17 protein-coding genes are annotated in these 18502 nt (G+C 72.3%); 10 read left to right on the top strand and 7 right to left on the bottom strand.

The window, feature by feature from the left end; genetic code table 11:
* Positions 1-177: 177 nt before the first annotated feature.
* Positions 178-1491, bottom strand: coding sequence for a family 4 glycosyl hydrolase (locus tag ACZ37P_RS08695; RefSeq protein WP_401853341.1), 1314 nt, complete (start codon positions 1489-1491; stop codon positions 178-180).
* A gap of 153 nt (positions 1492-1644) precedes the next feature.
* Between ACZ37P_RS08695 and ACZ37P_RS08690 the strand changes: the two genes are divergently transcribed.
* The 4 genes from ACZ37P_RS08690 to ACZ37P_RS08675 all read left to right on the top strand — a co-directional run bounded on the left by ACZ37P_RS08690 (position 1645) and on the right by ACZ37P_RS08675 (position 6926).
* Complete coding sequence (locus tag ACZ37P_RS08690) at positions 1645-2775, top strand: carbohydrate kinase family protein (protein ID WP_391047496.1); 1131 nt, start codon at positions 1645-1647, stop codon at positions 2773-2775.
* 207 nt (positions 2776-2982) lie between these two features.
* A complete protein-coding gene (locus ACZ37P_RS08685) occupies positions 2983-5106 on the top strand; it encodes a PhoH family protein (RefSeq protein WP_467345645.1) in 2124 nt (707 codons plus the stop codon).
* A 13-nt stretch (positions 5107-5119) separates the two neighbouring features.
* A complete protein-coding gene (gene ybeY / locus ACZ37P_RS08680; RefSeq protein ID WP_355344834.1) occupies positions 5120-5614 on the top strand; it encodes an rRNA maturation RNase YbeY in 495 nt (164 codons plus the stop codon).
* A 19-nt stretch (positions 5615-5633) separates the two neighbouring features.
* On the top strand, positions 5634-6926 hold the full coding sequence (locus ACZ37P_RS08675) for a hemolysin family protein (RefSeq protein WP_391047492.1): 1293 nt from the start codon (positions 5634-5636) through the stop codon (positions 6924-6926).
* A gap of 81 nt (positions 6927-7007) precedes the next feature.
* Here the strand turns inward: ACZ37P_RS08675 and ACZ37P_RS08670 are convergent, their stop codons facing one another.
* The gene (locus tag ACZ37P_RS08670; protein WP_467345643.1) at positions 7008-7904 is read right to left on the bottom strand and encodes a LysR family transcriptional regulator; all 897 of its coding nucleotides are present in this window, start codon (positions 7902-7904) and stop codon (positions 7008-7010) included.
* Between the two features lie 107 nt (positions 7905-8011).
* Between ACZ37P_RS08670 and ACZ37P_RS08665 the strand changes: the two genes are divergently transcribed.
* Complete coding sequence (locus ACZ37P_RS08665) at positions 8012-8365, top strand: YybH family protein (RefSeq protein WP_391047486.1); 354 nt, start codon at positions 8012-8014, stop codon at positions 8363-8365.
* Between the two features lie 11 nt (positions 8366-8376).
* Here the strand turns inward: ACZ37P_RS08665 and ACZ37P_RS08660 are convergent, their stop codons facing one another.
* A complete protein-coding gene (locus tag ACZ37P_RS08660; protein ID WP_467345642.1) occupies positions 8377-9864 on the bottom strand; it encodes an MFS transporter in 1488 nt (495 codons plus the stop codon).
* A 163-nt stretch (positions 9865-10027) separates the two neighbouring features.
* Here ACZ37P_RS08660 and ACZ37P_RS08655 point away from each other — a divergent pair, with 163 nt between their 5' ends.
* Positions 10028-10852, top strand: a complete 825-nt coding sequence (locus ACZ37P_RS08655) for a helix-turn-helix transcriptional regulator (protein WP_401715844.1) — start codon at positions 10028-10030, stop codon at positions 10850-10852.
* 135 nt (positions 10853-10987) lie between these two features.
* On the opposite strand, the gene ACZ37P_RS08650 is transcribed toward ACZ37P_RS08655, so the two are convergent.
* A complete protein-coding gene (locus ACZ37P_RS08650; protein WP_355344517.1) occupies positions 10988-11182 on the bottom strand; it encodes a hypothetical protein in 195 nt (64 codons plus the stop codon).
* A gap of 139 nt (positions 11183-11321) precedes the next feature.
* On the opposite strand from ACZ37P_RS08650, the gene ACZ37P_RS08645 reads away from it, so the two are divergent.
* A complete protein-coding gene (locus ACZ37P_RS08645; protein ID WP_355344520.1) occupies positions 11322-11672 on the top strand; it encodes a cytidine deaminase in 351 nt (116 codons plus the stop codon).
* A gap of 68 nt (positions 11673-11740) precedes the next feature.
* Here the strand turns inward: ACZ37P_RS08645 and ACZ37P_RS08640 are convergent, their stop codons facing one another.
* The gene (locus ACZ37P_RS08640; protein WP_355344523.1) at positions 11741-12079 is read right to left on the bottom strand and encodes a P-II family nitrogen regulator; all 339 of its coding nucleotides are present in this window, start codon (positions 12077-12079) and stop codon (positions 11741-11743) included.
* Positions 12076-13401, bottom strand: a complete 1326-nt coding sequence (locus ACZ37P_RS08635; RefSeq protein WP_391047480.1) for an ammonium transporter — start codon at positions 13399-13401, stop codon at positions 12076-12078. The genes ACZ37P_RS08640 and ACZ37P_RS08635 overlap by 4 nt, the downstream gene beginning before the upstream one ends.
* 212 nt (positions 13402-13613) lie before the next feature.
* Between ACZ37P_RS08635 and era the strand changes: the two genes are divergently transcribed.
* Complete coding sequence (gene era, locus ACZ37P_RS08630) at positions 13614-14555, top strand: GTPase Era (RefSeq protein ID WP_355344525.1); 942 nt, start codon at positions 13614-13616, stop codon at positions 14553-14555.
* A gap of 47 nt (positions 14556-14602) precedes the next feature.
* Here era and ACZ37P_RS08625 read toward each other — a convergent pair whose 3' ends face one another.
* Positions 14603-15646: an Lrp/AsnC family transcriptional regulator gene (locus ACZ37P_RS08625; protein WP_401715448.1), complete on the bottom strand. Its 1044-nt coding sequence runs from the start codon at positions 15644-15646 to the stop codon at positions 14603-14605.
* A 177-nt stretch (positions 15647-15823) separates the two neighbouring features.
* On the opposite strand from ACZ37P_RS08625, the gene ACZ37P_RS08620 reads away from it, so the two are divergent.
* Positions 15824-17299, top strand: coding sequence for an MFS transporter (locus ACZ37P_RS08620; RefSeq protein ID WP_467345637.1), 1476 nt, complete (start codon positions 15824-15826; stop codon positions 17297-17299).
* 300 nt (positions 17300-17599) lie between these two features.
* Entirely contained in the window at positions 17600-18415 is an 816-nt protein-coding gene (locus ACZ37P_RS08615; protein WP_355344534.1) for a transglycosylase SLT domain-containing protein, read from the top strand.
* Positions 18416-18502 lie beyond the last annotated feature (87 nt).

Below are 18502 nucleotides of genomic sequence, written 5' to 3'. Positions count from 1 at the left end.
TGCCGGTGAACCTAGACCCGTCGATCCTGGCTGGTCAAGGGAGGTCTACGCGCGTGGCACCGAGTGCGGGGTCCGTCAACTCGTTTCCCTTGAGTTAACCCGCAGTTCAGAGGCCGTTGCGCCGGGCGGGCCGGATGGGCCGGGCGGCCCGGATGGGGCCGGCCGGGCGCCCGCCCGTCAGCGTCGGCCGTCGTCGGGGAGCGCCGCCGCCAGGATTCGCGCCGCGACCGCCGGGGAGTCCACCAGCGGGTGCAGCGCGAGCGCCCGCAGCGCGGCCCGGCGCGAACCGGTGGCCGCCGCCTCGATCGCCGCCCGCTCCACGGCCTTCAGCTCCAGCATCAGCCCCGCCTGGTGCTCGTCCGGCGCCGCCACCGGCAGCGGCCTCGCCCCGAACGCCCCGACCTCGCACGGCACTTCGACCACGGCCTCCGGGTCGAGGAACGGCACCGCCCCGCCGCCCGGCACATTGAGGATCAGCGTCGTCCGCTCGTCCCGCGCGATGGCCCGCATCAGCGCGAGCGCCACCCGGTCGTAACCGCCGCCGTCCAGATCGTGCGGGTCGCGCTCCCAACCGCCGGACGCGGCACGGCTGTCCGCCATGTACGTCTCCTCGCGCTCCAGCCGGGTCCGTTCCCACAACTCCTGCGCCCGGCCCGGCTGTTCATCGGCCGCGACGAAGAACGCGCCCTGCTGCCGGTCCAGGAACTCACCGCGCGTGGCGTCCGCGGCGCGCACCGCGGCCAGCGACTCGCGCCGGAAGTAGTAGTAGTGCAGATACTCGTTGGGCAGCGCGCCCAGCGCGCCCAGCCACTCGGGGCCGAAGAGCCGGCCCTCCTCGAAGGTGCCGAGCGCCGCCGGGTCGGCCAGCAGGCCCGGCAGCAGGTCCGTACCGTCGACCGTCAACTTCCGCAGCCAGCCGAGGTGGTTGAGGCCCACGTAGTCGTAGCCGAAGCCCGGTCCGTCCGGGTCCGCGCCCGCCGCCCGCGCCGCCCGCCGCACCAGCCCCACCGGCGAGTCGCAGATCCCGATCACCCGCGGGCCCAGCACCCGGCTCATCGCCTCGGTCACCATCCCGGCCGGATTCGTGAAGTTGATGACCCACGCGTCCGGCGCCACCGCCTTGACCCGTTCCGCCACCGCCGTCGCGACCGGCAGCGTCCGCAGCCCGTACAGCACCCCGCCCGCGCCGACCGTCTCCTGGCCCAGCACGCCCTCGGCCAGCGGCACCCGCTCGTCCGAGACGCGGCCCGCGGTGCCGCCGACGCGGATCGCCGAGAAGACGAACCGCGCTCCGCGCAGGGCGTCGTCCAGGTCCGTCGTCGCCCGCACCGGCGGGCCGCCCGGCATCGTCGCCAGCACCGCCGTGATCACCCGCAGCCGCCGCGGGTCCGTGTCGTACAGCACGACGTCACTGACCGTGGGGTCGTCGAGCAGGGCTCGGTACACGAGGGGGACGCGGAAGCCGCCGCCTCCCAGAATCGTCAGGCGCATGCGCGGTGACCTTCCGTCCTGCCTGGCTGATGTCGTCCCCCGGATCTTCCCCCGGCGGGGGCTCGCCGCGCCCACCGGCCCCGCGGTGCGTCAACCGACATCAGGTGGCGGTACGTGCAGCCCCGGGCGCGGACGCCGTGGCACAGTGACGGGATGGACGACATGCCCGTTCTCGACCCCCTCGGCACGCTCCGCGCGGCGGGCGACCCGGCGACCGACGTCTACCTGACCGGCACCGTGTTCCTGGACATCATCTTCACGGGACTGGACAGCGCGCCCGTACGCGGCACCGAGTCGTGGGCGCGGGGGATGGGTTCGAGCCCCGGCGGGATCGCGAACATGGCGACGGCGCTGGCGAGGCTCGGGCTGCGGACGACGCTGGCGGCGGCGTTCGGGGACGACGTGTACGGCGACTACTGCTGGGACAGCCTGTCGTCGGGCGAGGGCATCGACCTGGCGCCGTCGCGGCGCATCCCCGGCTGGCACTCGCCGGTGACGGTGTCGATGGCGTACGAGGGCGAGCGGACGATGGTCAGCCACGGGCACGAGGCGCCGCCCGCGCAGGAGTCGGTGCCCGCCTGCCCGCCGCCCGCGCGGGCGGCGGTGGCGTCGCTCGGGCACCACGGCAGGGCGGGCGACCAGGAGCGGGACCAGGAGTGGATCGGGGCCGCCGCCGCCTCGGGGACGAAGGTCTTCGCGGACGTCGGCTGGGACGAGACCGGCCGCTGGGACCCGGCAGACCTGGATGGGCTACGGCACTGCGCCGCGTTTCTGCCGAACGCCGAGGAGGCCATGCGGTACACCCGGACGGCCTGCCCGCGCGAGGCCGCCAGGGCCCTGGCCGAACGGGTGCCGCTCGCGGTGGTGACCCTCGGCTCCGAGGGCGCCTTCGCCGTGGACTCCGGCAGCGGCGAGACGGCCGAGGTGCCCGCCCTGATCGTGGAGGCCCTGGACCCCACGGGCGCGGGCGACGTCTTCGTCGCCGGATTCGTGACCGGCACGCTCGCCGCCTGGCCGCTGGCCGACCGGCTGGCCTTCGCGTCGCTGTGCGCGGCGCTGTCCGTGCAGGAGTTCGGCGGCTCGCTGTCCGCGCCCGGCTGGGCCGAGATCGCCGCCTGGTGGCAGCAGACGAAGGCGCGGGCGCGGGCCGCCGCGGACCCGGGCCCCTGCGACCCCGCCTCCCCGCTCGGCCGCTACGCCTTCCTCGACGCCCTGCTGCCCACCGACCCCCGGCCCTGGCCGCTGCGCCGCGCGGTCCCCACCGTCGGCTTCCGCCCCGCCTGAGCCCCGGCCCGCGGGCCGCTCCCCGCGCCCCCGCCCGGACCCTCGCCCGCGCCCCTGCCCACGCGGCTCCCCGTGCCCCTTCCGCCGCGGGCACACCGCCAAATCCCCTCGGCGGGCGCGGCGCGGCGTCGTACGCTTGGAACCCCCAGGCCCCTCCGGGCCTGCCGATCAGCAGAAAGCGGGATGAGCAGGCCCTAGCGCCGGCCCATGACTCAGACACCGACCAAGCAGCAGCCGCAGCCGCCGCAGCAGGCGCGCGCCCACTTCGTCGTACCGGCCAAGCACCCCATGGTGACCGTCCTGGGATCGGGAGACGCTCTCCTCCGCGTGATCGAGCAGGCGTTCCCGGCCGTCGACATCCACGTCCGAGGCAACGAGATCAGCGCCGTCGGCGAAGCCCCCGAGGTGGCCCTGGTCCAGCGGCTCTTCGACGAGATGATGCTGGTGCTGCGCACCGGCCAGCCGATGACCGAGGACGGGGTGGAACGCTCCATCGCCATGCTCAGGGCCAACGGCACGGCGGTCGACCCGGACGCGGAGACGCCCGCCCAGGTCCTCACGCAGAACATCCTGTCCAGCCGCGGCCGCACGATCCGCCCCAAGACGCTCAACCAGAAGCGGTACGTGGACGCGATCGACACCCACACCATCGTCTTCGGCATCGGCCCCGCGGGCACCGGCAAGACCTACCTGGCCATGGCCAAGGCCGTCCAGGCCCTCCAGTCCAAGCAGGTCAGCCGGATCATCCTCACCCGCCCCGCGGTCGAGGCCGGCGAACGCCTCGGCTTCCTGCCCGGCACCCTCTACGAGAAGATCGACCCGTACCTGCGCCCGCTCTACGACGCCCTGCACGACATGCTCGACGCCGACTCCATCCCCCGCCTGATGGCAGCGGGCACGATCGAGGTCGCCCCGCTGGCATACATGCGCGGCAGGGCGCAGCCGGTCTTCACGAAGGTGCTGACACCGGACGGTTGGCGTCCGATCGGCGACCTCCAGGTCGGTGACCTCGTCGTCGGATCCGACGGCGAACCGACCCCGGTTCTCGGCGTCTACCCGCAGGGCGAGAAGGACATCTACCGTGTCACGGCCCAGGACGGGGCTTCGACACTGGCCTGCGGGGACCACTTGTGGACGGTCAGGACGGCTTCGGACAAGCGCCGCGACAAGCCGTGGCGAGTCCTGGAGACCAAGGAGATGATCGGCAGCCTCCGCGCGGCCCACGCCCGCCGGTATGAGCTTCCGTTGCTCACGGCGCCGGTGTGCTTCCCGGAGCGCGACGTCCCGATGGACCCGTACGCCCTCGGTCTCCTGCTCGGAGACGGGTGCCTCACCGGCTCCACCACACCGTCGTTCGCCACCGCCGACCCGGAACTCGTCACCGCTCTGGAAGCGGCGTTGCCCGGCGTGACCGTCCGGCACAAGGGCGGGCCTGACTACACGCTCAACCGTGTCAGGACACCCGGCGATGTCATCACCACCGTGAACCCGGTGACCGCGGCGCTGCGCACCCTTGACCTCCTCGGCAACACGTCGGGCTCGAAGTTCGTGCCGGACAGTTATCTCAACAACTCCGCCGAGATCCGGCTGGCCCTGCTCCAGGGTCTGCTGGACTCCGACGGAGGGCCGGTCACTCAGTCGGATCGCACCTGCCGTATCCAGTACACGACGACATCGATCCTGCTCAGGGACGATGTCATCGCGCTGGTCCAGTCGCTCGGCGGAGTCGCGTACACCCGTCGACGTGCGGCCGAGGGTCGGAAGCCCGGAAGGGCCGGGGGACGGGACATCCAGCACCGCCGGGACGCCCACATCATCGACATCCGGCTCCCCGAGGGCATCGAGCCCTTTCGGCTGGCCCGCAAGCGCGACACGTATGACGCGGCCGGCGGGGGTGGCCGCCCCATGCGGTTCATCGACAGCATCGAGCCCGCGGGCCGTGAGGAAGCGGTGTGCATCCAGGTGGCGGCGGCCGACTCGCTCTACGTCACCGAGGACTATCTGCTGACGCACAACACGCTCAATGACGCGTTCATCATCCTCGACGAGGCGCAGAACACCAGCGCCGAGCAGATGAAGATGTTCCTCACCCGGCTCGGCTTCGACTCGAAGATCGTCATCACCGGTGACGTGACGCAGGTCGACCTGCCGAACGGGACGAAGAGCGGGCTGCGGCAGATCCAGGACATCCTCACCGATATCGAGGACATCCACTTCTCCCGGCTGACGAGCACGGACGTGGTGCGCCATAAGCTGGTCGGACGCATCGTGGACGCCTACGAGCGCTACGACGACAGCATCGCCGGCGCGACCGGTGCCAACGGAAAGTAACCACTTCACCATCATGGCGATCGACGTCAACAACGAGTCCGGCTGGGAGATCGACGAGCGGGCGGTCCTGGACGCCGCCCGCTACGCCCTTCAGCGCATGCGAATCCACCCGCTCTCCGAACTGTCGGTGATCGTGGTGGACGCCGACGCCATGGAGCAGCTCCACATGCAGTGGATGGACCTGCCGGGGCCGACGGATGTCATGTCCTTCCCGATGGACGAGCTGCGTCCGGGGAAAGAGGACGAGGAGCCGTCGCAGGGGCTGCTCGGCGACATCGTGCTCTGCCCCGAGGTCGCCAAGAAGCAGGCGGAGGAGGCGCCGACGAAGCACTCCATGGACGAGGAGCTGCAACTGCTCACCGTCCACGGCGTCCTCCACCTGCTGGGCTACGACCACGAGGAAGCCGACGAGAAGGCCGAGATGTTCGGTCTGCAGAAGGCCATTCTGGACGGCTGGCGCGACGAGCAAGGGGCCGAGGGCCCGTCGCCCGCGCCCACCACCCACTGACGCCGACGGTGACTTCCGCATGATCGTCTCCGCTGTTGTCCTGGTCGTCGTCGCCTGGCTCGCCGCCTGCGCCGAGACCGCCATCGCCCGCGTGTCCCGCTTCCGCGCCGAGGACGCGCTGCGTTCCGGCCGCAAGGGCGCCGCCAATCTGCTGGCCGTGGCCTCCGACCCGACCCGCTACCTCAATGTCGCCCTGCTGCTGCGGGTCGGCTGCGAGACGGCCGCGGCCGTCCTGATCACCGTCGTGTGCGACCGGCACTTCGACAGCACCTGGGAAGTCCTCGCCGTCGCGATCGGCGTCATGGTGCTCGTGTCGTACGTGGCCGTCGGCGTCTCGCCGCGCACCATCGGCCGCCAGCACCCGATGAACACCGCGACCGCCGCCTCGTACGTCCTGCTGCCGCTGGCCCGCGTCATGGGCCCGGTGCCGGGGCTGCTGATCCTGCTGGGCAACGCGGTGACGCCCGGCAAGGGCTTCAAGCGCGGCCCGTTCGCGAGCGAGGCCGAGCTGCGCGCGATGGTGGACCTCGCGGAGTCCGAGTCGCTGATCGAGGACGAGGAGCGCCGGATGGTGCACTCGGTCTTCGAACTGGGTGACACCATCGTCCGCGAGGTGATGGTGCCGCGGCCCGAACTGGTCATGATCGAACGGTTCAAGACGATCCGTCAGGCCATGACGCTGGCGCTGCGCAGCGGCTTCTCCCGTATTCCGGTGACCGGGGAGAGCGAGGACGACGTCGTCGGCTTCGTCTACCTCAAGGACCTGGCGCGCCGGGTGCACATCAACCGGGAGTCGGAGTCCGAGCCGGTCTCGACGCTGATCAGGCCCGCGTCCTTCGTGCCCGACACCAAGAACGCCGGGGACCTGCTGCGCGAGATGCAGCAGGAGCGCAACCACGTGGCCGTGGTGATCGACGAGTACGGCGGGACCGCCGGGATCGTCACCATCGAGGACATCCTGGAGGAGATCGTCGGCGAGATCACCGACGAGTACGACCGCGAGACGCCCCCGGTCGAGGAGTTGGGCGAGGGCTCGTACCGCGTCACGGCCCGCCTGGACATCGGCGACCTCGGTGACCTGTACGGGGTGGAACTCGACGACGACGACGTCGAGACGGTGGGCGGGCTGCTCGCCAAGTCCCTCGGCCGGGTCCCGATCCCCGGTGCCACCACGGTGGTGCCGCTGCCGGAGGACGGGTCGGGCGACCGCGGTACGGCCGCGCTGCGGCTGACGGCCGAGGCGCCCGCGGGCCGCCGCAACCGTATCCACACCGTCCGGGTCGACCCGGTCGCGGAGGTCCCGGCCTCCTGAGACCCCCGGGCCCCTGAGACCCCCGGCCTCCTGAAACCCCCGGGCCCTGAGACCCCCGGGCTCCTGAGGACGGTCGGCCGGTCAGGGGCGGCTGCGCTCGGCGAGGAAGCGGCGGGCGTGGGCGAGGAACGCCTTGGCGGCGGGGGACGCGCCCGCGTGCTCCCGCCAGGCCAGCGCCAGCCGGGAGCGGACCGCGGGCCGGGTCAGCGGCAGGACGCGCAGGCCGGGGCGTGAGGCGGCGAGACCGGCCGGCAGGAGCGCGACGCCGAGGCCGCGCTCCGCGAGGGCGGCGAGGACTTCAGGGTTGCCCGCCTCGAAGGCGATCCGGGGCGTGAAGCCCGCCGCCGCGCACGCGGTGTCGACGGCGGCCCGCAGCCCGGTGCCGGTGGGCAGGACGATCAGGGGCCGCCCGTCGAGCGCCTTGACGGGCATGGTCCGGCGCCCGGCCAGTGGGTCGCCGGGCGCGACGGCCGCCACCAGCGCGTCGTCGATGACCGTCTGCGTCCCGATGCCCTCGGGCGGTTCCCCGGCGATCCCGGCGAAGGCCAGGTCGTAGCGCCCGTCGCGCAGCCCGGCCAGCAGCCGGTCCGAGGTGTCCTCGCCGAGCGTGATCTCCACGCCCGGATACGCGTCGTGGAAACCGGCGAGCATCCCCGGCACGTCCATGTCGGCGCCCAGCGAGGTGACGGTGCCGATCGCGACCCGGCCGCGTACCAGCCCGGTCAGCTCCTGCGCCGCCAGCCGCGCCCCGGCGACGGCGTCGAGCGCGGCCCGCGCGTACGGCAGCACCGCGCGCCCGGCCTCGGTGAGCCGCACGGTACGGCCCGAGCGGTCGAACAGCGGCTGCCCCAGCTCCCGTTCGAGCTGTCTGACCTGCGCGCTGATCCCCGGTTGCGCCACGTGCAAGGCGGTCGCCGCCCGGGTGAATCCCGCCTCGTCGGCCACCGTCACGAAGTATTCGAGCTGCCGCAGTTCCATAACCAGGCATGCTAGCTCGCAGAAGATCCAGATCTTGGACTTATGGACGGGGGCCGTCGAGAATGGACAGCGGGGGAACCGAGGAGCACACGAGGGAGCGCCACACCATGACCGAGAACCGCGCTTACGCCGCCCACCCGGAGGACATCGCCCGGCTGTTCGTGGAGCGGGTCAACTCCGGTGACCTGGAAGGGATTCTGGAGCTCTTCGAACCGGACGCGGTGGTCGCCTTCCCGATCGACCGCCCGTCGCGGGGCACGGCGGCGCTGCGCGAGCTGTACGCGGGGCTGCTCGCCGCCAAGCCGGTCTTCGAGGTCGAGGAGCCGCTGCCCACCCTGATCAGCGGTGACCTCGCGCTGACCTCCACCCGCCCGAAGGACGGCACGGGCGGCCGGGTCCAGGTCGCCCGCCGCCAGCCGGACGGCCGCTGGCTGCGCGTCCTGGACCGCCCGGAGAGCTGAGCCCTGGCCGCTCAGACCCCGGCGGTACGGCCGCGGCCGAGCCCCACCGCGACCATGACCGCCACCGCGAGCAGTACGGCCGCGTCCACCGCCAGCGCCAGGTGGATACCGGACAGCAGGTGCGCCCGGCTGGACGCCAGCGCGGAGAGCAGCGGGATGCCGACCGTCAGACCAATCTGCTGACTGCTCGTCACTAGTCCGGTGGCCAGGCCCTGTTCGTGGTCCGGCAGCCCGGACGTCGCGGTGATCCCGTACGAGACGATCACCCACAGGTGGCCGACGCACGCCAGCGTGACCCCGGCCATCGCCAGCCACGTGCCGGAGGAGCCGGGGCCGAGCAGGACCAGCACGGCGGTCAGCGCGCCCTGCACGACCAGACCGGCCAGCAGCGTGCCGCGGGTGCCGATCCGGCCGATCACCCGCGCCGCGGTCATCCCCGTGACGGCCGCGGCCACGCCCTGGACACCGAAGACCAGGCCGGTGCGGAACGCCGACAGGCCGCGGATCTCCTGGAGGTAGAGGGTGAGCAGGAAGACCACCGTGCTCATCATCGAGAAGGTGGCGAGCCCGGCCAGATTGCCCCAGGCCACCGTGCGTCGGCGCAGCATCGGCAGCGACACCAGCGGCTCGGCGGCCCGCGACTCCACCGCCACGAAGGCGGCCAGCAGCGCGACGCCCAGCACCAGGGCGGCGATCACGTCGGCGCCGCCGAAGCCGCGCTGCGCGGCCGTGGACAGCGCGTAGATCCCCGCGAGCAGCCCGCCGGTCACGGTGACCGCGCCGGGTACGTCGATCCGCGGGCGGCGCGGGTGCCGCGACTCGGTGAGCAGCGCGGGCGCGGCGGCCAGGACGAGGACCCCCGCGGCGGCCAGCAGCGCCATCGTGGACCGCCAGCCGAAGGCGTCGGTGAGCGTGCCGCCCATCACCATGCCGATGGTGAAGCCCAGCGACAGCAGCGTGCCGCTGATCCCCAACGCCCTTTCCCGCAGCGGCCCTTCGGGGAAGGTCGTGGTCAGCAGCGACATGCCGGTCGGCACCACGGCCGCCGCGCCCAGGCCCTGCACGGCCCGCGCGGCCAGGAAGGCCGCCGGATTCCAGGCGAGGGTGGCCAGCAGCGAGGCGGCGGCGAAGACCGCGAGACCGGTCAGGAACAGCCGGCGCCGCCCGTACAGGTCGGCGATCCGGCCGAAGAGCAGCAGGAATCCGCCGGACGGCAGCGCGAAGGCGGTCACCGCCCACTGGAGATTGGCTCTGCTCATACCGAGGTCGGAGCCGAGGACGGGCAGCGACACGTTCAGGATGGAGAAGTCCAGGGAGATCATGAACTGGGCGGCGCAGAGCACGAGGAGCACCAGTTTGGCGCGGATGCCGAGGTGTTGGGGAGCCGGGGCGCGCAGGGCGCCCGTCGTGCCCGAGGCGGGGCCCGAGGCGGACGTGCTCGAAGAGGCGGGGCCCGAGGCGGACGTGCTCGAAGGGGACGCGGTGGTGTCGGTTGCCATGCGACCACCTTCCGGCGATCCACGGGCCGGTGGGGAGCCGCCCTTTATGCTGGTGGCCGGACCACCAGCCAGGCCGCAGGCCGAGGGGGAGCGAGTGGAACAGACCGTGTCCGCGCCGTTGTCGTCGAAGCCGCACCGCCGCCGGGAACTGCGGGACTTCCTGATGGCCCGCAGGGCCCGGATCTCGCCCGCGCAGGCCGGACTCCCGGACGGCGGCGCCCGGCGCCGCACACCGGGGCTGCGCCGCGAGGAGGTCGCCGTACTGGCCGGGGTCGGCGCGTCCTGGTACCAGTGGCTCGAACAGGGACGCGACATCACCGTCTCCCCGCAGGTCCTCGACGCGGTCGCGCGCGTGCTGCGCCTGACCGGTCCGGAGCGGCGCCATCTGTACGTGCTCGCCGGGCTCAATCCGCCGCTGCCGGAAGCGGTGCCCGACGCCGACTTCTGCGAGGGGCTCTACCGGCTGATCGAGTCCTGGTCGCCGTTCCCCGCGCACATCATGGACGCCTACTGGAACATCCTGGCGTTCAACGAGCCGGCCCGGCAGACCTTCGCCTTCACCGCGCGCGACACGAACTGCCTGGTCAGCTTCTTCACTGACCCCGTCTACCGGGGCCGCGCCGACCGGCACGCGACGCTGGCGGCGACCATCGTCGCCCAGTACCGTGCCGCCGCCTCGGAGTACCCGGACGACGAGGGCTTCCACCGGATCGTCTCCGAACTGGCGGCGGTCAGCACGGAATTCGCCGAGCTGTGGGCGCTCGGCGACGTCCAGCCCAGCGGCCAGCTCGTCAAGGAGCTGAGCCACCCGCTCGTGGGCGACCTCCACTTCGAGAGCACCCAACTGCGCATCCCGGCCCGCCCCGACCTCACCATCGTGATGCACAATCCGCTGCCGGACACCGAAACGGCCGCCAAGCTCCAGTGGCTGGCGTCACCGGAGCAGCGGCGCGGGTCGTTCCGCTCGGTGGACGAGCGGGCGAGCTGACCGCGGGGGCCTGAGGATTTCCGGGCCCGCGGGTCCCCCGGACGGGTCCGGATCGCCGGGGTCTCGGGCACTCGGGCACCCGGGCTCTCGGGCACTCGGGACCTCAGGCTCTCGGGACCTCAGGCTCTCGGGACCTCAGGTGCCGAAGGTGCCGATCATCGAGACCAGGTTGGCGCTGGCCGCCTGGATCGACGTGGCCAGGCTCGTGTCCGCCAGATAGAACCCGAAGGCACCGCAGACGAGAGCGTGGGTCGCCTTCATCGAGCCCTTCCGCTTCAGGAAGAAGGCCGCGACGGCGAGGACGATGACGAAGGGCAGGTGCAGAAGCATCGAATCACCTCAGACGAGGAGGACTGCACGACCCACGCTAAGCGCGGTTCGCTGTCCGCGCATCTTCGGCCACCCAGGGTGACGACACCGGGGGCCACCTCCGCGAAGGCGTGTGCGGGGCGGCGGATAAGGTCGGCGCATGAGCGATGCGACCGTGGACCCGGAAGACCGGAAACTCATCACGTTGGCCCGGTCGGTCCGTGCCCGTAACGGCGCGCCGGAAGGCGCGGCGGTACGGGACGAGATGGGCCGGACCTATGTGGCGGGCCCCGTGGCGCTGGCGTCGCTGAATCTCAGCGCGCTCCAGACGGCGGTGGCGATGGCGGTGGCGAGCGGGGCGACCTCGCTGGAGGCGGCCGTCGTGGTCACGGCGGAGACCGCCGCCGCGGACCGGGACCGCGCCGTCGTCGGGGACCTGGGCGGCCCGGCCACGCCGGTGATCCTCGCGGCCCCGGACGGCACGGTCCGAAGCACGGTCACCGCGGGCTAGGAGTCGAAGGGGCCGTTCGTGATCCGCCGGACAGGCCCTGGGGCCTGTCCGGCGTGGCGGGACGCACCCTAGAGCGCGTCGGGTCCGCGCTCCCCGGTCCTGACCCGTACGGCCGTCTCGACCGGCACCGCCCACACCTTGCCGTCACCGATCTTGCCGGTGCGGGCCGCGGCCACGAGCGTCTCGATGACGGCCTCGACGTCGGCGTCCTCGACCAGCACCTCCACCCGGGCCTTGGGGACGAGGTCGACCCGGTACTCGGCGCCGCGGTAGACCTCGGTGTGGCCGCGCTGGCGCCCGTAGCCGCTGGCCTCGGTGACGGTGAGGCCGTGCACGCCCATCTCCTGGAGTGCGGTCTTCACGTCGTCCAGTTTGAACGGCTTGATGACCGCGGTGACCAGCTTCATCCGAGGGTGCTCCTGTCCGGGACGTGAGCAGCGGCCTTGTGCGCGGGGAGCGACGTGCCGTGCGTCAGTACGCCGTGATCGTAGGCGGTCTCGGCGTGCACGGTCAGGTCGAGGCCGGTCCGTTCTTCCTCCTCGCTCGCCCGGAAGCCCATCAGCCGGTCGATCGCCCGCCCGATGCCGTACGTCACGGCGAAGGCGTACGCCCCGACCGCCGCGACCGCGACGGCCTGTCTGCCGAGCTGGCCGAGGCCGCCGCCGTACAACAGGCCCTCGGGGCCGCCGGTCATGGTGGCGGTGGCGAGCAGGCCGATGAGCAGGGTGCCGACCACGCCGCCGACGAGGTGGACGCCGACCACGTCGAGCGAATCGTCCACGCCCCAGCGGAACTTCCAGCTCACGGCGTACGAGCAGAGCACCCCGGCGCAGAGCCCGACGACCAGCGCGCCCACCATGTCGACGCTGCCGCAGGACGGGGTGATGGCGACGAGACCGGCGACCGCGCCGGACGCGGCGCCCAGGGTGGTGGCGTGCCCGTCCCTGCGCTTCTCGACCAGCAGCCAGCCGAGCAGCCCGGCGCAGCCCGCCGCCTGGGTGTTGACGAAGGCGGCGGCGGCCAGGCCGTTGGCGCCGAGCGCGGACCCGGCGTTGAAGCCGAACCAGCCGAACCAGAGCAGGCCCGCGCCGAGCAGCACCAGCGGCAGATTGTGCGGGCGCATCGAGTCCTTGCGGAAGCCGAGCCGGGGCCCGAGCACGATCGCCAGCGCGAGCCCGGAGGAGCCCGAGCACACCTCCACGACGGTGCCGCCCGCGAAGTCCAGCGCGCCCAGTTCGCCGACGATCCACCCGCCGGTGCCGAACACCCAGTGCGCGACGGGTACGTATACGGCCAGCGTCCACACCAGGACGAACACCACCCACGCGCCGAACCGCGCGCGGTCCGCGACGGCGCCGCTGATCAGCGCGGCGGTGACGATCGCGAAGGTGAGCTGGAAGGCGGCGAAGAGCAGGGTCGGCACATGGCCGGTGACGGTCGTCGGGGTGATGCCGTGCATCCCGAGGTGGTCCAGGCCGCCGATCAGGCCGAGGCCGCCCGCGTCGGGGCCGAAGGCGAGGGTGTAACCGGCGGTCAGCCAGACCACGGTGACCAGCGCGATCGACACGAAACTCATCATGAACATGTTGAGGACGCTCTTGCTGCGGACCATGCCGCCGTAGAAGAGCGCGAGGCCGGGGGTCATCAGCAGGACCAGCGCGGTGGCGGCCAGCAGCCAGGCGGTGTCGCCCGCGTCGACCGCGGGTTGACCGGCGGACAGGAGCAGCACGGGGGAGTCCCTTCCATGGACGGCTGGGGAAGAGCGTCACGGGCGCGTATTTCCGGTTGTGGGCATACGTGTTTCCGCCGTGTTTCGTGTTGCGCGAGGGTTTCCGGCGGATCACCGTGCCGTCACCCGCGGGCCGCCGGAGAAGGGCCCCGGCGGGTGCCGTACGGGCGGGGGCGGGCTCAGGCACCCCCGACTTCGGGGAGAATGGGCGCATGAGCGCTCGTACCCAGCCCGCAGACACCCCGCACCGGTCCGGTTTCGCCTGTTTCGTCGGCCGCCCCAACGCCGGGAAGTCCACCCTCACGAACGCTCTGGTCGGCCAGAAGGTGGCGATCACCTCCAACCGGCCGCAGACCACCCGGCACACCGTGCGCGGCATCGTGCACCGGCCGGACGCCCAGCTCGTGCTGGTCGACACCCCGGGGCTGCACAAGCCGCGCACGCTGCTCGGCGAGCGGCTCAACGACGTGGTGCGCACCACCTGGTCGGAGGTCGACGTGATCGGCTTCTGCCTGCCCGCCGACCAGAAGCTCGGCCCCGGCGACACCTTCATCGCGCGCGAGCTGGCCGGGATCAAGAAGACGCCGAAGGTCGCCATCGTCACCAAGACCGACCTGGTCGACGGACAGACGCTGCGCGAGCAGCTGCTCGCCGTGGACAAGCTCGGCCGCGACATCGGCATCGAGTGGGCCGAGATCGTGCCGGTCTCCGCGACCGGCGGCGACCAGGTCGAGCTGCTGGCCGACCTGCTGGTGCCGCTGCTGCCGGAGGGCCCGCTGCTCTACCCCGAGGGCGACCTCACCGACGAGCCCGAGCAGGTCATGGTCGCCGAGCTGATCCGCGAGGCCGCGCTCGAAGGCGTACGCGACGAACTGCCGCACTCCATCGCGGTCGTCGTCGAGGAGATGCTGCCGCGCGAGGGCCGCCCCGAGAACCGGCCGCTGCTCGACATCCACGCCAACCTCTACATCGAGCGGCCCAGCCAGAAGGGCATCATCATCGGCCCCAAGGGCGCCCGCCTGAAGGAGGTCGGCATGAAGTCCCGCACCCAGATCGAGGCCCTGCTGGGCACCCCGGTCTTCCTCGACCTCCATGTGAAGGTCGCCAAGGACTGGCAGCGCGACCCGAAGCAGCTCCGCAAGCTCGGCTTCTGACCCGCGGCCGGCTCGCGGTTCGCCGACCGTAGGCCGCCCGCGGCGGGTCAGGTGCGGTCGGCGTCCGCCAGGCGGGTCCTGGCACTGGGGGCGGGCAGGGGGCTCGCGCCCTTGATCGTGCGGTGCAGGGGCGAGGTCTCGGTGCGCCGGATGCCGGGCAGTTCGGCGACGGGCCCGGTCAGATAGCGGTAGAGCGCGCTGGCGTCCTGGCAGTTCACGGAGGCGTAGACGTTGGCCGTGCCGGTGGTCGCCGCCGCGAAGGCGATCTCGTGGTGGGCGGCGAGCGCCGCCCCCACCTCGGCCAGACGGGCGGGCTCGACCTCCAGCCACAGCCCCGTCCGCAGCGCGGGCTGGAGCGCGCGCCGGTCGAAGTCCAGGTCGTAGTAGAGGACCCCGGCCGCCCGCAGCTCCGACATGCGCCGCCGTACCGTCGTCTGCGACCAGCCGGTGACCTCGGCCAGTTCGGCGGCGGGCGTCCGGCCGTCCACCGCGAGCGCGTCGAGCAGCGGCTGGTCGTCGGGGGCCAGCGGATACGGCGCCGTGCTCTCCGGGGCCGGGGCCTGCGCGTCCGCCACGACCAGCGCCCGCGCCTCGTCCGGGCTCAGCCAGCCCGCCTTGGTCACCGGGCTCAGATCCTGCCCGAAGAAGACGTGCAGCATCGCCTGCGCGGTCACCTGCACCACGCGCGGTGTGCGCGGCAGCTTCTGGAGCAGCAGCGAGTCGTCCCCCTGGGGGAGCGCGGCCTGCACCAGGCAGAAGATCTCGGTGCCGCCCGAGATGAGGCTGACCCAGCGGGTGTCGGTACGCCGGGCCAGCGCCTCGCTGACCGAGGCCGCCGCGTCCGGGGTGCACCGCACCCGTACGAACCACGGCGTCACACCGATCCGGTGCGGGTCGGTCAGGCCCACCACCCGCAGCAGTCCGCTGGAGCGGAGGCGGCCGTAGCGGCGGGCCACGGTCTGGTCGGAGACGCCGAGCACCTCGCCGATCCGGCGGAACGGCGCCCGGCCGTCGATCTGGAGGGCGTGCACGACCCGGTGGTCCAGCTCGTCGAGTCCCTCCAGCATGTCCCATGTCGTGTCGGATTCCATCGGACAAGGCTAGGGGATGTCGGATTCCGCCGCCAAGGTGCCGCTGACTGTGGCGCGGACCGGGCGTCACGGATCGTGGGAACCGCTGCACCCCACGATCCGCACGATCCGCCGGACTCGCGGACCCCTTGAGGTCCGTCAGGCCCGCGAGGTCCGCTCCCGAACGGAGTTCCACCCATGCGCAAATGGCTGCCCCTCGTGGCGATCTGCCTGGGCGCCTTCATCCTGCTGGTCGACGTCACCATCGTGAACGTCGCCCTGCCGAGCATGGCGTCCGACCTCGACGCGTCCTTCACCTCCTTGCAGTGGGTGATGGACATCTACGCGCTCGCCCTCGCCGCCCTGCTGATGGTGGCGGGCTCGCTCGCCGACCTCTTCGGACACCGGCGGATCTACGCGGCCGGGCTCGTCGTCTTCGCCCTCGCCTCGCTGGCGGCTGCCCTGTCGCCGAACACCGCCGCGCTGATCACCGCGCGGGCCGTGCAGGGCGTGGGCGGCGCCGCGATGTTCGCCACCTCGGCCGCGCTGGTGTCCGCGACCTACCACGGCCGCGACCGCGGCACCGCCTTCGGCGTCTGGGGCGCGGTCAACGGCGCCGCCGCCGCTGCCGGGCCCATCCTCGGCGGCCTGCTCACCCAGGGCTTCGGCTGGCAGGCGATCTTCCTGGTCAACCTGCCGATCGCGGTCGTCGCCGTCGCGCTCACCCTGAAGGTGCTGCCCGCCGGGCGGCGCGGCGCCGGACGCCTGGACCTGCCGGGCGCCGCCGCCTTCACCCTCGCGGCGGCCTCGCTCACGTACGCGCTGATCCGCGGCGGCGAGCACGGCTGGACCGAGTCGCTGACCCTGACCGCCTTCGCGGTCGCCGCCCTGGCCGTCATCGGCTTCGTCGTCGCCGAGGCCAGGTCCGCGCACCCCATGCTCGACCTGGCGCTGCTGCGCCGCGCCAGCTTCTCCGGCCTGCTCGGCGGCGCCCTGCTCTACCAGGCGGCGGCCTTCAGCGGCCTGGTCTACCTCTCGCTGTGGCTCCAGAACGTCCTCGGCCTCAGCCCGATCCGCGGCGGTCTGGCCCTGATGCCGCTGGCCGGAGCGTCCTTCCTGGCAGCCGCCGTCGCGGGCCGGCACATGCACCGCGTCGCGCCCCGGCTGCCGATCGCCGGCGGTCTCGTCCTGATCGCGGCGGGCTGCGCGGTGCTGTGGCTGTCCGTGCACGCCTCGTCCGGGCAGTCCGCCCTCTTCGCGGGCCTGGCGGTCGTCGGGGTGGGCGCGGGGCTGGCCACCCCCGTCCTGGTCTCGGCCGCCGTGGAGGCCGTGCCCCCGCAGCGCGCGGGCATGGCGGGCGCAGCCGTCAACACCTTCCGCCAGCTCGGAATGACGCTCGGCATCGCGGTATTCGGCGCCGTCTTCACCTCGCGGCTGCGCGACACGACCGCGGGCGGCGGCTCGCTGCGGGCCGGATACGCCTCGGGCCTGGACCGCATTTCCCTTTACGCGGCGGTTGCCGCGCTGGCCGGAGCCGTGCTCGTCCTGGCCACGCTCCGCCCCGCCGCTGCCGCCTCTGCTCCCGCTCCGGCCGCTGACGGTGACGCCTCGGCCGAGGCTGAGGGAAAGCCCCAGGTCAGCGCGGTGGAGGAGGTCGCCACCGGCCTGAGATGACGGCTGGCGACCGCTTCACCCGATTCACCCGCTTTTGAGTGACCGGCGCCACATATGACGGACACACAAAGTGCCCCCTCTTTCACGCACCGCGACAGAGGGGGCACCCCCTTGTGATCCCCTCGATAGGACGCAGGTCACATACGAAGCCGCTTAGTACGCCGCGCCTCCCGTATTGACGGGAAAACGCCTCCTCCCGACCCCGTCTACGAATGCAATCCGTAGACGGGGTCTTTGACCTCTGAATTGCCCGCCTCTAACAATTCACTGGTCCGCTACGGAGGAAGAGGTAATTCCCGAATGCAGCTCCCCACGATCCCGAAGAAGCTCCCTACGTTCACCGCGTTCAACCGGATGCCGAAGAAGCACAAGATCACGGCCGCCGGCGCTGTCGCCGCTGCCGCGGTCGTGCTGACCGTGACCGGTCTGGAAGCGACCGCAGGTGCCGGTTCGGCGACCGCGGCGAGCAACCCGGCCGGGTTCTCGGTCTCCACCGGTACGCAGGTCAAGGACCTGAACGCGCAGACCGGCCTCGCGTCGCAGAAGTCCATCAGGGACGCCGCACAGAAGAAGACCGACCAGGCCAACGCGGCGAAGAAGGCCGAGGCCGCCAAGCAGGCCGACGCCGCGAAGAAGAAGGCGGACGCCGAGGCCGCCAAGAAGAAGGCCGCGGCCGACGCCGCCGACCGCGCGAAGCAGAAGTCCGCCGCGAACCGCTCGACCAAGCGCGCCCCCGTCGCCGCGCCGAAGAAGGCCGCCGCCGCCACGCCCGTGAAGGCCGCCGCCAAGTCCTACTCGAACAACCTCGACGGCTGGATCAAGCAGTCGCTGGACATCCTGCACTCCAAGGGAATTCCCGCCAGCTACAACGGGATTCACAAGAACATCATCCGCGAGTCCAGCGGTAACCCGAAGGCCATCAACAACTGGGACATCAATGCCCGGAACGGCATTCCCTCCAAGGGCCTGCTCCAGGTGATCGACCCGACCTTCAAGACCTACCACGTGTCCGGTACTTCGTGGGACATCTACGACCCGGTAGCCAACATCACCGCCGCCTGCAACTACGCGGCCGACCGCTACGGCTCGATGGACAACGTGAATTCCGCGTACTGATCGCGCACTTCACCACCCACCGCACCCCGGAAGGGCGGCGAGGCCCCACGGCCCCGCCGCCCTTTCCGCGTCCTCAGCCGAGCACCG

Source organism: Streptomyces sp. NPDC024632, assembly GCF_055559175.1.
The sequence above is the reverse complement of the archived record's forward strand: the minus strand, read 5'-3'. Positions and strand labels throughout refer to the sequence as shown.